General features: G+C 70.9%; 15 protein-coding genes. 6 read left to right on the forward strand and 9 right to left on the reverse strand.

The genetic code is table 11. The features are described 5' to 3' along the window. Nucleotides 1–4 precede the first annotated feature (4 nt). On the reverse strand, nucleotides 5–172 hold the full coding sequence (locus FDA94_RS38980; protein ID WP_170990753.1) for a hypothetical protein: 168 nt from the start codon (nucleotides 170–172) through the stop codon (nucleotides 5–7). Between FDA94_RS38980 and FDA94_RS03270 the strand changes: the two genes are divergently transcribed. After that, entirely contained in the window at nucleotides 162–2,546 is a 2,385-nt protein-coding gene (locus FDA94_RS03270; protein ID WP_170990767.1) for a DUF4132 domain-containing protein, read from the forward strand. The genes FDA94_RS38980 and FDA94_RS03270 overlap by 11 nt on opposite strands. Then, nucleotides 2,543–3,316, forward strand: a complete 774-nt coding sequence (locus FDA94_RS38985) for a DUF6461 domain-containing protein (protein WP_170990754.1) — start codon at nucleotides 2,543–2,545, stop codon at nucleotides 3,314–3,316. Before FDA94_RS03270 ends, FDA94_RS38985 begins: the two co-directional genes overlap by 4 nt. A gap of 6 nt (nucleotides 3,317–3,322) precedes the next feature. Here FDA94_RS38985 and FDA94_RS03280 read toward each other — a convergent pair whose 3' ends face one another. Continuing rightward, nucleotides 3,323–3,550: a hypothetical protein gene (locus FDA94_RS03280; protein WP_137245543.1), complete on the reverse strand. Its 228-nt coding sequence runs from the start codon at nucleotides 3,548–3,550 to the stop codon at nucleotides 3,323–3,325. Continuing rightward, on the reverse strand, nucleotides 3,547–3,765 hold the full coding sequence (locus tag FDA94_RS03285; RefSeq protein ID WP_137245544.1) for a hypothetical protein: 219 nt from the start codon (nucleotides 3,763–3,765) through the stop codon (nucleotides 3,547–3,549). Before FDA94_RS03285 ends, FDA94_RS03280 begins: the two co-directional genes overlap by 4 nt. A 146-nt stretch (nucleotides 3,766–3,911) precedes the next feature. Here FDA94_RS03285 and FDA94_RS03290 point away from each other — a divergent pair, with 146 nt between their 5' ends. After that, nucleotides 3,912–5,165, forward strand: a complete 1,254-nt coding sequence (locus FDA94_RS03290; RefSeq protein ID WP_137245545.1) for an SGNH/GDSL hydrolase family protein — start codon at nucleotides 3,912–3,914, stop codon at nucleotides 5,163–5,165. Here FDA94_RS03290 and FDA94_RS03295 read toward each other — a convergent pair. Both FDA94_RS03295 and FDA94_RS03300 read right to left on the reverse strand, forming a co-directional pair. Beyond that, complete coding sequence (locus FDA94_RS03295) at nucleotides 5,107–5,793, reverse strand: phosphatase PAP2 family protein (RefSeq protein WP_137245546.1); 687 nt, start codon at nucleotides 5,791–5,793, stop codon at nucleotides 5,107–5,109. The genes FDA94_RS03290 and FDA94_RS03295 overlap by 59 nt on opposite strands. Nucleotides 5,794–5,802: 9 nt before the next feature. Further along, complete coding sequence (locus FDA94_RS03300; RefSeq protein ID WP_137245547.1) at nucleotides 5,803–6,492, reverse strand: HEAT repeat domain-containing protein; 690 nt, start codon at nucleotides 6,490–6,492, stop codon at nucleotides 5,803–5,805. A 61-nt stretch (nucleotides 6,493–6,553) separates the two neighbouring features. Between FDA94_RS03300 and FDA94_RS03305 the strand changes: the two genes are divergently transcribed. Continuing rightward, nucleotides 6,554–7,255, forward strand: coding sequence for a hypothetical protein (locus FDA94_RS03305; RefSeq protein ID WP_137245548.1), 702 nt, complete (start codon nucleotides 6,554–6,556; stop codon nucleotides 7,253–7,255). Between the two features lie 2 nt (nucleotides 7,256–7,257). Here FDA94_RS03305 and FDA94_RS03310 read toward each other — a convergent pair whose 3' ends face one another. After that, nucleotides 7,258–8,187 (reverse strand): aminoglycoside phosphotransferase family protein, encoded by a 930-nt coding sequence (locus FDA94_RS03310; RefSeq protein ID WP_212735169.1) that lies wholly within the window; start codon nucleotides 8,185–8,187, stop codon nucleotides 7,258–7,260. A gap of 35 nt (nucleotides 8,188–8,222) precedes the next feature. Here FDA94_RS03310 and FDA94_RS03315 point away from each other — a divergent pair, with 35 nt between their 5' ends. Continuing rightward, entirely contained in the window at nucleotides 8,223–9,047 is an 825-nt protein-coding gene (locus FDA94_RS03315; RefSeq protein WP_137245549.1) for an SDR family oxidoreductase, read from the forward strand. A gap of 38 nt (nucleotides 9,048–9,085) precedes the next feature. Here the strand turns inward: FDA94_RS03315 and FDA94_RS03320 are convergent, their stop codons facing one another. After that, complete coding sequence (locus FDA94_RS03320; protein ID WP_137245550.1) at nucleotides 9,086–9,766, reverse strand: NADPH-dependent F420 reductase; 681 nt, start codon at nucleotides 9,764–9,766, stop codon at nucleotides 9,086–9,088. A 59-nt stretch (nucleotides 9,767–9,825) separates the two neighbouring features. On the opposite strand from FDA94_RS03320, the gene FDA94_RS03325 reads away from it, so the two are divergent. Next, a complete protein-coding gene (locus tag FDA94_RS03325) occupies nucleotides 9,826–10,782 on the forward strand; it encodes a DUF1152 domain-containing protein (protein WP_137245551.1) in 957 nt (318 codons plus the stop codon). Here the strand turns inward: FDA94_RS03325 and FDA94_RS03330 are convergent. Both FDA94_RS03330 and lysS read right to left on the reverse strand, forming a co-directional pair. After that, nucleotides 10,748–11,461 carry a hypothetical protein gene (locus FDA94_RS03330; RefSeq protein ID WP_137245552.1) on the reverse strand — a complete coding sequence of 238 codons (714 nt, stop codon included), beginning with the start codon at nucleotides 11,459–11,461 and terminating at the stop codon, nucleotides 10,748–10,750. The genes FDA94_RS03325 and FDA94_RS03330 overlap by 35 nt on opposite strands. Next, on the reverse strand, nucleotides 11,454–13,112 hold the full coding sequence (gene lysS / locus FDA94_RS03335) for a lysine--tRNA ligase (RefSeq protein WP_137245553.1): 1,659 nt from the start codon (nucleotides 13,110–13,112) through the stop codon (nucleotides 11,454–11,456). The genes FDA94_RS03330 and lysS overlap by 8 nt, the downstream gene beginning before the upstream one ends. Nucleotides 13,113–13,187 lie beyond the last annotated feature (75 nt).

Genomic DNA, 13,187 nt, shown 5'->3' on the forward strand with positions numbered 1-13,187 from the left:
GAGCTTACGGCCGGGCTCTGCCGGCGGCTGTTTCCCGGCTGCCAGGCCAGGCCCGGCTGTGGGGCACCGCCACCTGCAGGCCGTGGCCGGGGGCGACCGAGCCCTGCAGCACCAGGGCCGCGCCGCCGATGGCCGCCCTGTTGTCGGTACGGACTGCTTTGATGATCTCCATGGCGATGGCCCCTTATGGGAGATTCCTCACCTCGGACGAGTGGCAGAGGACAGGCGTTTACACCGGTTTCGACGAGGGGCGCGCCCCCGAAACCGCGGAGGAGTGGCGGCTCTACGGACACTGGGCACAGCTCCAGCTGGGCCTCGGAGCCGCCGGCGAGCACGACGAGCGGGTGCTGGAGCTGGTCCGCTCGGTGGCCGAGCGCGACATCGAGTGGACGCTCGAAGACTTCCGCATGCTCCTCTACCGGGCGGGCAGCCTCGCCGACTCCGGCCTGACCCGATACGAGGAGCTCTTCCGGATCCCCCTCGCGGCGGCCGCCCGCTTCGGCTACCAGGATCGTCGTGAGCTGCTGCACTCGTACACGTCGCTCGGGCGCACCCCGCGGAACCCGAGACCGTGGGAGGCGCGGGCCCTGGCGATCGAGGCGGCCCTCGCCCCGCAGGTCGAGGCGCTGACCACCGAACCGGCCGAGCACGGACCGGCCGGAGCGGTCAGGAACGAGATCTGGGACTGCGACCCCTTCGCCCGGATGCTGGCCGAAGACTACGGCCATCGCCTGGTCGAGGTCATGCCGCTGCTGCGCCACTGGAACACCGCCCGCTCGACCAAGCCGAGCGCCAGATGGCTCAAGACCGCCGCGTCGCTGCTCACCCCCGAGGCGACCGAGCTGGTCCGGGAACTGCTCACCCGGCTCGCCGCCTACCGGGAGAGGAGGCTCGACCAGCACTACGGCGAGATGGAGTGGACCGACACAGTGTTCCTCAAGGAGCGCACGATCGTCCCGCTGCGCGGCCTCATCTGGACCTGCCAGGTGATCGAGGACCGCTGGGTGAACTCGCTGCTCACGAACGTCGGGCTGACCTGCGCCACCGGCAGCAACGGCATGGGCTCCACCTGCCGCTGCGAACCCCTCGCCAACGCGATCGTCGGGGTGCTGAGCCGCCGGGGCGGGCCGGCGGCGATCGTGCCGCTGGCCAGGATCCAGGCGAAGGCGCGGTCGAGATCCGTACAGAACAATCTCACCAAGGCGCTCGCCGCGGTCGCCGACGAGACCGGGCTGACGCGGGAGCAGTTGCTCGACCGCACGGTGCCGACCTTCGGCCTCGACACCCACGGCGTCCGCGAGGAGCGGATCGACGGCCACCTCGTGCGGCTGACCGTCGACGGCCCCGCGCTGAGCTACGTGAACGCGGCGGGAAAGCCGGTGAAGTCGGCCCCGCAGGCGATCCGCAAGGACCCGGCCCTGGCCGACCTGAAGATCGTCGTCAAGGAGATCCGGCAGGCCCAGACGGCCGAACGGTTCCGCCTGGAGCAGGCCCTCGTGCACGAACGCGAATGGCCGTGGCACGAGGTCGTCGAATACTTCCTCGACCACCCCCTCACCGGCGCCTACGCCCGCACCCTGGTCTGGCGGGCCGAGCAGGGCCCGGCGGGCCTGCCGGTCAGAACCGGCACCGGCTGGGCGCTCACCACCCCCGGCGGCGAACGCCACGAGCCCACCACCCCGGTCAGGCTCTGGCACCCGATCCACGCGACCGCCGACGAGGTGCGGGCCTGGCGCGACCACCTGCTGGAGACCGGCGTACGCCAGCCGTTCAAGCAGGTCTTCCGCGAGCTCTACCTGCTGACCCCCGCCGAGGAGGCGACCGCCACCTACTCCACCCGCTTCGCCGGCCACGTCCTGCGCTACGGCCAGGCCAAGACCCTGCTGGTCGACCGAGGCTGGACCGGCCTGGCCATCGGCCACTGGAGCTCCTCGGGCGACGGCGACCAGGGCGCCGCGACCAGAGAACTGGCGGGCTGGCGGGCGAGCTGGGACATGCACCTCGCCTCCAGCTGGGAGGCCGACAACGGGGGCACCGCGTCGCTCTGCGCCACCGGCCGCATCACCTTCTCCGCCGACGTGCGGCAGATCCCGCCGCTGGTCCTGTCGGAACTCCTGCGCGAGTGCGACCTGGCCGTGGGCGTGGCCTCGGTCGGCCGCGACGCCCAGGCGCTGGGCGGGCACGAGGCGTACTGGCACTCCTACGGCTTCGGCGAACTCACCGAGAGCGCCGCGACCCGACGCGACGTGCTGACCCGCCTGCTGCCGAAACTCCGCATCGCCGACCGGGCCGACCTGACCGACCGCTTCCTCCGGGTACGCGGCGACCTGCGGACCTACAAGATCCATCTGGGCTCGGGCAACATCCTGATGGAACCCAACGACGCCTACCTGTGCATCGTGCCGGGCGCCGACCGGGACCGGGTCTTCCTGCCCTTCGAGGAGGACGGCGGCATGCTGTCGGTCATCCTCTCGAAGGCCCTGCTGCTGGCCGACGACACCGCCATCACCGACCCGACGATCACCCGTCAGATCAACGCCGCATGAGGCGCGTCGTCGCCCGTCCGGGCGTCCCCACCTTCCGGGAGTGGGCATCGGCCAACGGGCACCCGGTGAGCGCACGGGGCCGGATTCCCCAGCACCTGGCCGAGGCCTACTTCGCGGCCCACCCCGGAGGCTTCGCGGTGCGGGTGTCGCCGAGGGACTTCGGCGTCGGCCCCGACCTGTACGACTGGCCGGAAGACGGTCCGCTCGGCGCCCACTACGCCGTGCTCTTCGTACGTGGTCTGGCCATGCGCGACGTGCTGCTCCGCCTGGGCGCCGAGGCGACGGACCTCCGGCTCGTCTCCGACGAGGAGGTCGGGGGAGCGGAGGACGTCGTCAGGGTCGCCCAGTCGGGCGACTGGACGGTCGCCGAACACAAGGGCCGCAGCGAAGGCTGGCGCGAGATCGCCGAGTCGCTGTCATCCGGTGGCGAGGCGATCGTGGTCCAGCGCAACCCCGTGACCGAAGGCGTCTTCGTCCACGCCGTCGACGGCCGGACGTCGACCATGTTCGTCCCGTCCCGCCCCTTCGAACGCACCGGCTCCGCCCCCGACGCCCTGAACCACCACCTGCACGGCCTCGGCATCGACCCCGACGTGGACGACCTCATCCACAACGCCGTCCCGGCCGCCCTGGCCCTGGCCTGCCGGACCAGCGGCGTCGTGGTCCTCGACGCCCGCCTGCCCGGCCCCGACCTGTACGTCGAGTCGGCGATCGTTTACCAGGAACCCACCCGGCTGGGCGCCATGCTGCGTTCTCATGGGCGCCGTTGACGCGGCTCAGAGAGTGATGAGGCAGTACAGGCGATGGTGCCGTGCTGCGGTTCTGGCGGCCAGGTCTCGCAGGGTCACCAGCGCCTCGGTGATCTCATCGACGTCGTCCCAGTTCCACAGTGCCCCCGATCTGGACCACGGCCCGGCCACGGCGCGGAGCCTGGCGTCCCACCAGCCGTGGACGGCCGCGGCCTCGGCGTCGTCGGCGGCGCTGAAGTAGTTGAACTTGGTCACGTCAGAGATTCAGATGGAACCAGGCCATGCGCCGCAAGGGCCTTGAGGGCCTTTTCCAGGCACTCTTCGGCTGAGAAGGCGTCCACTCGCAGGGACCATTCGCCGTTGGTCGCGTGGAAGGTCCACGGGCGGACGCCGCCGCGGTCCGCGTCCACTCGGAGGATCGCGTTGACGTCGCACTCCAGCAGCCAGTCGAGCAGGGCGATCGCATCCATCACGGCACGGTACAGCACCCCTTGACGATCAGGCCGATACGCGGTCTTGTGGGTGAAGCGGTCTTCACAAGATCTTGACTCCGTCAGTGAGTCGTGTTGTCATCGGAATACCCTCCATTACCTGCCAGTTTGATAGGAAATTCCGCATGCGCAGACTCCGCCGGGTAGCGATCACGACCGCAGTTCTCTTAGCCGCGGCAGGCCTCAACGTCATCCAGAGCAGCGCGGCGCAGGCCGCGCTTCCGACCGCGGCCGTCGCGCTCGGCGACAGCTTCGTCAGCGGTGAGGGCGCGGGCGACTACCAGCCCGTCGTCGACGCCAACGGCGCCTCGCAGGGCTTCCCCGGCTGGTCGGCGCCCAACGACAACGCCTACTTCTGCCACCGTTCGGCCAACGCCTCCCTGTTCAAGGCGAACCTCCCCGGCATCCAGGACCGCTTCAACCTGGCCTGCTCCGGCGGCCAGCCGCACGACGTCGCCAACGCCTCCAGCGCCCGCGCCAACGGCCGCACCGTCAAGTCGCAGCTCGACCAGCTGCGCGCCGTCGCCCAGACGCACGACATCGACGTCGTCCTCATCGGTCTCGGCTCCAACAACAGCCAGTTCACCTTCGGCGACGTGGCCACGCTGTGCGCCAACCGCTTCATCGCCGACGCCTGGACCGGCTGGTGGGAGTTCTGGGCCTACCTCGGGGGAGACGTCCCGCAGGAGCCGTGCACGGTGTCCGACCTCGGCAGCCCGGCGGAGGTCGCCACGGCCACCGACGAGACCACCGCAGCCCTGCGGCAGATCCTCGACACCCTCGCCCAGGTCGACGCCGACGGCGTGCACCAGGTGGTGCTCCAGACGTACACGAACCCCCTGCCTCTGGACGTCGCCACGCAGTACCGCGACGAAGACGGCCGCACCGACACCCGTGACAAGTTCCGCGACCTGGGCGCGGAACGGTACGCCGCCGGCTGCCCCATCCACCGCGCCAGCCTCGCCCCCGGGCACGTCTTCTCGACCAACCTCGGCGAGCTGGTCAAGAACGCGTACAACACCCTGGCCGCCGAGCGCCCGGCCGCCAACCTGCGCGTGCTCGACGTGCAGCGGGCCTTCGACGGCGCCCGCCTGTGCGAGAACCCGGGCAGCCCGTCGGGCACCCTCGCCACGCCGGTCAGGGTGATGGAGGGCCCGACCGGAAACCACGTCACGAGCCTGTCGGGCTGGGACAAGATCCGCATCCAGCGCGCCGCCAACGCCTGCGTGACCTACTTCCAGACCTGCCAGGAGTCGTGGCACCCCAACGCCGCGGGGCACACCGTCCTCGGCCAGTGCCTCTCGGGCGCGCTGACCGCCGCTACCCGGACGGTCGTGACGTGCGCACGGAACGCCAACGGGACTCTGTCCATCTCCTGACCCCGATCGCGGTGGCGAGCAGCGCGACGCTCGCCACCAGGTCGAGCACGTAGTGGTTGCCCGTGACGACGACCACCACCGCCATCCCGACGGGAAACGCCCACGCCAGGACCGCCAGGCGTGGGCGTGCGGCCCAGACGGCGTAGGCGGCCCAGAGCGACCAGCCGAAATGCAGGCTGGGAAAAGCGGAATAGAGGTTCTCGCCGCGCGACCCGACGATGTCGACGACGCCCGGAAGGGCGAATCGCGGCGGCGACATCGGGATGGTGAAGAAGACGACGAGAGCGAGCGCGCCCATCAGCAGCATGGTGCGCCGGGCTTTCAGATAGACACTCGGGCGGCGGACGTAGAGCCAGATCAGAACGCCGGCCAGGACGACGTAATAGAGCCGGTAGTAGTAAATCGCCGGCTGGACGAGCGCCGGGTGGCGGGTGAGCCACTGATTCGCGGCGAGTTCGATGTCCAGCCGCAGCGCGCGTTCCCACGACTGCAGGGTGAGCGCGTTGGCCGTGGCCCTTTCGGCGACGCCCACTCCGGCGGCGGCGTGCAGGCGCGAGAAGAGCAGAAACGCGAAGACCAATAAGGCCACTTCGGCGGCGATCGATATCAGCCGGCGGTTTCCGCTCATGCGCCGACCCTAATTCGTGGAATGGGCCCGCAGTTCTTCGACGGTCCATTCGATGACCGAGCACGTGTAATCGTTGTCGTCGGGCGCGGCGAGATAGCGGCCGACCACCTGTTCGGCCCGCCGGTCACCCCGTCTGGCCAGGCCGTAGGCCGCCTCCGCGGCGACGACCAGGCTCGCGTCGTCGAGCCGGGCCAGCAGGGCCGCCCGGATGGTCGCGTCGTCGGCGTCGAGCCCCGCGAGAGCGGTCGTCGCGCAGTCGCGGTTGTCGTCGTCGGCCTCCCGGCTGATCTCGACGAGCGCCGCGACGGCGTCGGGGTCGTCGTCGGGCATCACGTTCGGCAGGCTCCACGCGGCGGCGTAGCGAACGCCGGGGTGGTCATGACCGGCCAGACCGAGCACCTCGGGGAATGCGCGCTTGTCGCCGAGATGCCCCAGCGCGATCAGCACCGAACGGAGCACCGTGGGATCGGCTTCCCGCCGCGCCATGTCCCGCAGGACCGGCAGGCTCTGCGGGTTACCGAGCTGCGCCAGGACGTCGGCCCCGAGTTCGCGCTCTTCGCTCCGGTCGCCTGCGCACAGCCGGGCGGCCGCTTCGAAGGTCCCGGCGTCGCCGCGCCTGTGCAGCGCCGTGACGATCTCCCACCGCTCGTCGTCGGTGTTCGGGAGGAGGAGAGCCCGATCGAGCGCGTTCGCGTCCATGTCGGCAAGTGTGAAAAAAGGGGCACGCCGTGTAAAGCGATTAACCCTAAGATCACCGTTTATGGCGTCATGGGCTGCGCGCTACAAAGCCGGTGAATGGTTCGCCGTCTGGGACGAACTTCGCCGGCATGTTCCCGAGAAGTCGGCGGAGGACGCGGCGGAGGTGGCGCGGGAGACCATGCGGCGCGTGGCGGTCAACGCGGACACCGTCGTTGAGCGGCTGGCCGCCGCCGGCTACTCCTTCGCCTTCCCCGCATGGGTCAGGCAGGCTCCCACGCCTGACGACCTGGCGGCCGTACAGAAAGCGGAGCGGGTGATCGGCCCGTTGCCCCTGGCGCTGCGGGCCTGTCTGGAGGTCGTGGGCGGGGTCAACCTCTGCGGCGACGGCGGCGACGTCCTCCCGCACGTCGGCTATCACCGCGTGCCGAAGCAGGAAGCCGACTTCTACCCCGACCCGCTGGTGCTCCCCCCGGGACGCCACCTGTGGGCGGACTGGGAGACGTGGGGCGACGCCGACCAGGAGGGCCACACGTTCTCCTTCGCCCCGGACGAGATCCACAAGGCCAACGTCAGCGGGGGCGTGCAGGACGTCGAGCTGCCGAGCAGGGCGGCCGATCCCGAGCTGCTGGGCGCCCGGCCGGGCGTGACCCTCGTCGACTACCTGCGCATCTCGTTCGCCTGGGGCGGCTTCCCCGGCCACGACGCGCTCGCCGTGGCCCCGAGGGCCGTCGAGGACCTGCGCCGTGACCTGCTGATGTTCTGAGGCTAGGCCGGCGCGTCGGCCAGCAGCCGGTCGAGGCAGCGTTTGCCCAGGTGGGACATGACCGGATTGGTTCTGACGTAGTACCAGACGCACCCCATCGCCTGCACGAACGCCCACGCCTTGCCCCGCTCCCATTCGAGGTCGTCGACCCCGAGCAGTTCACGGAAGACCGCACGCGGCCCGCTTTCGAGCAGGTTCCAGGCGCTCAGCAGATCGAGCGCGGGGTCGGCCGCCCCGAACCCGCCGACGTCGAGGATCCCGGTCAGCCGTCCACCCGACACCAGCACGTTGCCGGGCAGCAGATCGCCGTGCGTCATCACGTCGGCAGACCGGCGCGGCAGCACCCGGAAGTCCGCCCACAGCTTGCGCAGCCTCGGCACGTCCAGCAGCGCCTCGCTCTGCCGCAGGCAGGTCTCCACCCACTCGTCGTGTACGTCGATCTCACCGCCCCGCCCGCCGCCGGAGAACGTCCGGCCACGGGTGTCGATCGCCCGCAGGTCGGTGACGAGATCGGCCAGGTCGTGCGCGAACTTGGCCGACTCCCCGGGATGGTCGTCGATGGCAACCACCCCGGGCAGCCACGTCTGCACCGACCACGGCACCGGGTAACCCGCCCCCGGTTCACCCAGCGCGACCGGCTCGGGCGTGGGAAACCGCGTCAGCCCGGCCAGCTCCCGCGCCGCCTCGGCCTCGGCTTCGAGCCACCGCCGCGTCGGCTCGACACCGCCGGGAGGCTCCAGGGGAAAGCGCGCGGTGTAGCGGTCGCCGATCCGGAAGATCGCGTTGACCGTCCCGTGGGAGACGACGCCCGTGACGGGGAGGTCGCGCCATTGGGGGAACTGTTCGTCGACCAACGCGCGCACCATCCGGGGCGACACCGTCAGCTGGTTGGCATGCATCTCCACGAGCGTTCCGGCCGCCCGGCCCGTCATGCAACGTGTTTTCCGTCGCTGTTACGGTCGCTGGCATGAAGATCCTCGTCGTTGGCGGCACCGGCTTCCTGGGTGCCGAACTCGTGCGGCAGGCGACGGCCCTCGGTCATGTCGTGGCCGCGACCTGCTTCACCCGTCCGGGGGCGGCGGCCGAGGCCGACTGGCGGTCGCTCGACATCCGTGACCGCGCCGACGTGGCTCGCCTGGTCGCCGACGTCGCCCCCGACGTCGTGGTCAACGCGGCCTACCGCCAGTCCGACTGGGGCATCACGGCCGTGGGCGCCGCCAACGTCGCGCTCGCGACGGCTCCGGGCGTCCGGTTGGTGCAGGTGTCCAGTGACGCCGTCTTCTCCGGGGCGGCGGTCACCTACGCCGAGGACGCCGTCCCCGACCCCGACAGCCCCTACGGCGCGGCGAAGGCGGCGGCGGAGGTCATGATCCAGGCGACCAACCCCACGGCGGTGATCGCCCGGACCTCGCTGATCATCGGTGACGGCGGCTCGCCGCACGAGGCCCTGGTGCACACGCTGGCCTCGGGTGAGCGGCCCGGGATCCTGTTCACCGACGACGTGCGCTGCCCCGTCCACGTCGCCGACCTCGCGGCGGCGCTGCTGGAGCTCGCGGACTCCGATCGCGCGGGCGTCCACCACCTGGCCGGAACCGACGCGCTGAGCCGCTACGAACTCGGCCTGCTGATCGCCCGGCGAGACGGCGTCGACCCGGCCCGGCTGCCGTCGGGGGCGCGGGCCGACGTGGGGCTCGCGGGGCGGCGTGACGTGCGGCTCGACTGCGAGCTGACCCGGCGGCACCTGAAGACCAGGCTGCGCGGAGCCCGGGAGTTCCTGTCGTGCCGGGAGTAGACCGCGCCGACGGTCCGGCGGCACGCGTGTGGGCCCGGTCAGCGCTGGGCGGCGTCCAGCTTCGCCTGGACCGTCGCGGCGGCGGTGGGCACGCCCGGCGACTCCCAGAAGTTCTCGGTCTCGCCGGCGTAGAGGCCGCCGTAGGCCGGGGTCCCCGGCTGGTAACGCCACCCGTCGGCGAGCGTCCCGGCGTCGACGGCGTCGTAGCCGATCCGGTCGAGGAACGTGGTCACCGCCGCCTTCGCGTCGGCGTCGTCGCCCGCGACGGCGAGCGCGCTGCGGTCGGCCGCGCCCGGGGGCCGCGGCAGCGCCCGCAGGTGCACGAAGTAGATGTTGTTGAAGACCTTGACGACCTTGGACGTCGGCAGGTGCTCCTGCAGCAGCTCGCTGGACGTGGTGGAAGCGGCGTCGAGCTCCGGGAAGACCCCGTCGCGGTCGGGGTAGTAGTTGTTCGTGTCGATCACGGTCTTGCCGGCGAGCGGCTCCACCGGGACCTTGCGGTAGGCGCCCAGCGGAACGCTGACGACCACGAGGTCGCCCGCCGCGGCGGCCTCGGCGGCGGTCGCGGCCCTGGCCTTGGGCCCGAGCTCGCCGACCAGCTCCTGCAGCGTCTCCGGGCCACGCGAGTTGCTCAGGACGACGTCGTAACCTGCCGCGACGGCGAGCCGGGCGAGGGTGCCGCCGATGTGCCCGCTGCCGATGAATGCAACTGTTGTCATACGAGCTGCCAACCTCTGCAGGCCGCCCCGCATTCCGCCCCTCCTGGTAGTTTCCCGGCGTGTTCTCGTTGCTCGAACCCCCGATTTTCACCCGGCTCAGGCAGGCGCGACGCGTTCTCGTGGCCGGAGCCGGCGGCGGATTCGACGTCTTCGCCGGGCTGCCGCTCGCCGTGGAACTGTGGGCGGCGGGCAAGGAGGTGCACCTGGCCAACCTGTCGTTCAGCCGCCTCCACGGCCTCGACCTCGACGTCTGGCTCGACGAGAACGTGGCCGAGATCGTCCCCGAGACGGTCACCCGGGACTCCTACTTCCCCGAACGCTCGCTCGCCCGCTGCCTCCGGAAGCACGGCCTGCCCTCCACCGTGTACGCCTTCCCCAAGGTCGGCGTCGCCCCTTTACGGGCGGCCTACCGGACGCTGACCGACCGCCTCGGCCTCGACGCCGTCGTGCTGGTCGACGGCGGCACCGACATCCTGCTCCGGGGAGACGAGGCCGGCCTGGGCACCCCCGAGGAGGACATGGCCAGCCTGGCCGCCGTCCACGGGCTCGACGTGGCCGAGAAGATCGTCGTCTGCCTGGGCTTCGGCGTCGACGCCTATCACGGCGTCAACCACGTCCAGGTGCTGGAGAACCTGGCGGCGCTCGACCGCGAGGGCGCCTATCTGGGCGCCTTCTCCATCCCCCGGGCCAGCCGGGCGGCGGAGCTCTATCTGGACGCCGTCGCGTGCGCCCAGGCCGACACCCCGGAACGTCCGAGCATCGTGAACGGCTCGATCGCGGCCGCCCTGACCGGGAGGTTCGGCGACGCCCAGTTCACCACGCGCACCAAGGGCAGCGAACTGTTCGTCAACCCCCTGATGACCCTCTATTGGGCCGTCGACGCCGGCGCACTGGCCCGCCGCTCGCTCTACCTGGACCGCCTCGAAGACACCGTCCTGATGCGCCAGATCGCCTCCGTCATCGAGGGCTTCCGCTGGGAGATCACCCCGCGCCCGCCCCGGGCGTTTCCGCACTGACGACGCGATGGGTCTCCAGAGCGTCGGAAAGCGTCCGCGCCACCTCGGGCGATCCGGCGGAGAAGAACGCCCGCTCCAGGATCGCCGCAGGTGCCGGTCCCATGATCCAGTCGGTCAGGAGCGCGTACCACTCGGCGCCGTGCCCGCTCGCGACGGTGTAGTCGTGCAGGAGCCACGCCAGGTGACGTGCCGCCGGCTCCGTGGTGTTCGCCTCCCATGCGGCCAGATAGGGGGCCAGGTCGAGCCCGAGCGAGGCGGCGATGATCTCGATCATCTTCATGACGTCGACGTCACGCGGATAGTGGTTCAGCGTGCGGTTCCACCAGGCGCCGACGACGGCGATGATCGCCTCGCGCTCCCGCGGCCTCCAGTCGTCCCATCTGGCGCCGAGTCGGTCCAGCACCACGTCCGCGTACCAGCCATCGAGCTCTTCGAGGACGAGCAGTTCCAGGATCCGGGGCAGGAAGTGCCGGAACTCGTCGACGTCACCCCAGGTCGACAGGGCGTTGCCGGCGTAGGGCGCCAGCGCCGATGCCGTGAGCACGCGCAGCGGAGCCGCGCGCGTCGCGCGGACCTGCTCCGGTGACACGCAGTGGTCGCACGCGTCGGTCTCGGCGGGCAGCGGATAGCGGGAGAAGGCCGTGTAGAGGGCGTCCACCGCCTGATCGAGATCAGCCACCGAGCAGCAGCCGGATCCGGTCGGCGCCGAGCGCCAGCAGCAGCGTCGGCAGCCGGGGACCGGCGTCGCGCCCGACCAGCAGCGTGTAGACCAGCACGAAGAACTGTCGCTGGGCGACCTTCACCTCTGGAGTCGGCTTGGCGTCGGCGTCGAGGCCGGCCATCACCTTCGGCACGCTGTACACGAGCGTGGTCAGGCCCTCCAGCGACCAGGCGGCGTCGAGCCCGTCGAGCAGCAGCCGCAGCGATTCGCGCTGCGACGCGTCGAGGGATTCGAGGAGCGCGGTGTCGGGCTCGTCGCGGACCTGGGTGCGCTGTTCGGCCGGCACCTGGGTCGCCGTCCAGTGGGCGGCCCGGTCGAGGCGGGGACGCGTTTCGTCGAGGGAGGTGATCGGGTCGTCGGGGTCGAGGTCGGTCAGGATCCGCAGCATCTGCTCGTCGTGGCCGGTCGTGATGTCGGCGACCGACGCGAGCATCCGGTAGGGGAGCGGCCGGGGGGTGGTCGGCAGCGGCCCCGACGCGGTGCGGACCGCGCGGTCACTGGCGATCGCGTCCAGCGGGTCGGCCGTCCCGGCGGCCACCTTGCGCTGGAGGGAGTCCCATTCGTCGTACAGGCGGAGGATCTCCTGATCGAAGGCGATCTTGAACGACTGGTTCGGGCGGCGGCGGGCGTACAGCCACCGCAGCAGCGGCGCCTCCATGATCTCCAGGGCGTCCGACGGAGTCGGGACGCTGCCCCTGGAGCTGCTCATCTTGGCCATGCCGCTGATGCCGACGAACGCGTACATCGGCCCGATGGGCTGGGGCGCCTGGAACACCTCCCGCACGATCTGGCCGCCGACCACGAACGACGACCCGGGCGAGGAGTGGTCGACCCCGGAGGGCTCGAAGACCACGCCCTCATAGGCCCACCGCATCGGCCAGTCGACCTTCCACACGAGCTTGCCCCAGTCGTGCTCCGCCAGCCGGACCGTCTCGCCGTGGCCGCACGCGCAGGTGTACGTGAGCATCGTGCTCTCGTCGTCGTAAGCGGTGACCGTGGTGGTGTCCCGCTGGCAGACCGAGCAGTAGGGCTTGTAGGGGGAGTAGCCGGCCGCGCTGAGCCCGTTGTCCTCGTCGGGCACGGGGTCGGGCGTGGCGGCGTTCTTGGTCCGGTATTGGTCGAGGATGCCGTTGATGCGCTTGCGCTCCCGCATCGCCAGGAGGATCTGCTCGCGGTAGGCGCCCGAGGTGTACATCTCGGTCTGGCTGACGACGCGGACCTCGACGCCGAGCTCGCCGAGGGCGGTCAGCAGGGGAGCCTTGAAGTGCTGGGCCCAGTTGGGATAAGGGCTGCCAGGAGGGGGCGGCACCGACGTCAGGGGCTTGCCGATGTGCTCACTCCACGACGGGTCGACCCCGGCCGGAACCTTGCGGAACCGGTCGAAGTCGTCGCACGAGAGGATGTGCACGCAGTCGTGGCCACGCCGCCTGATCTCGTCGGCCACCAGGTGGGGAGTGAGCACCTCGCGCAGGTTGCCGAGGTGGATCGGCCCCGAGGGGCTCAGCCCCGAGGCGCAGACGATCGGCCGCCCCGGCGCCCGCTTCCCGGCCGCCTCGATGACCTCGTCGGCGAACCGCGAGACCCAGTCGATCTCGGTCCTCTCAGCCATCGGCGGCACTTCCTTCCCTGGTCAACTGACGCTTCTATGGTCGCGCGTCATCGCAGTGCTCCCGACCGACCCCGA

This window comes from Herbidospora galbida, assembly GCF_005233835.1.
In the GTDB taxonomy this organism is placed as follows: Bacteria; Actinomycetota; Actinomycetes; order Streptosporangiales; family Streptosporangiaceae; genus Herbidospora; species Herbidospora galbida.

Coding starts and splice junctions, on each gene's coding strand:
- FDA94_RS03270 (WP_170990767.1), top strand. CDS start 162: ATGATCTCCATGGCGATGGCCCCTTATGGGAGATTCCTCACCTCGGAC.
- FDA94_RS38980 (WP_170990753.1), bottom strand. CDS start 172: ATGGAGATCATCAAAGCAGTCCGTACCGACAACAGGGCGGCCATCGGC.
- FDA94_RS38985 (WP_170990754.1), top strand. CDS start 2,543: ATGAGGCGCGTCGTCGCCCGTCCGGGCGTCCCCACCTTCCGGGAGTGG.
- FDA94_RS03285 (WP_137245544.1), bottom strand. CDS start 3,765: ATGGATGCGATCGCCCTGCTCGACTGGCTGCTGGAGTGCGACGTCAAC.
- FDA94_RS03290 (WP_137245545.1), top strand. CDS start 3,912: ATGCGCAGACTCCGCCGGGTAGCGATCACGACCGCAGTTCTCTTAGCC.
- FDA94_RS03295 (WP_137245546.1), bottom strand. CDS start 5,793: ATGAGCGGAAACCGCCGGCTGATATCGATCGCCGCCGAAGTGGCCTTA.
- FDA94_RS03300 (WP_137245547.1), bottom strand. CDS start 6,492: ATGGACGCGAACGCGCTCGATCGGGCTCTCCTCCTCCCGAACACCGAC.
- FDA94_RS03305 (WP_137245548.1), top strand. CDS start 6,554: ATGGCGTCATGGGCTGCGCGCTACAAAGCCGGTGAATGGTTCGCCGTC.
- FDA94_RS03310 (WP_212735169.1), bottom strand. CDS start 8,187: ATGACGGGCCGGGCGGCCGGAACGCTCGTGGAGATGCATGCCAACCAG.
- FDA94_RS03315 (WP_137245549.1), top strand. CDS start 8,223: ATGAAGATCCTCGTCGTTGGCGGCACCGGCTTCCTGGGTGCCGAACTC.
- FDA94_RS03320 (WP_137245550.1), bottom strand. CDS start 9,766: ATGACAACAGTTGCATTCATCGGCAGCGGGCACATCGGCGGCACCCTC.
- lysS (WP_137245553.1), bottom strand. CDS start 13,112: ATGGCTGAGAGGACCGAGATCGACTGGGTCTCGCGGTTCGCCGACGAG.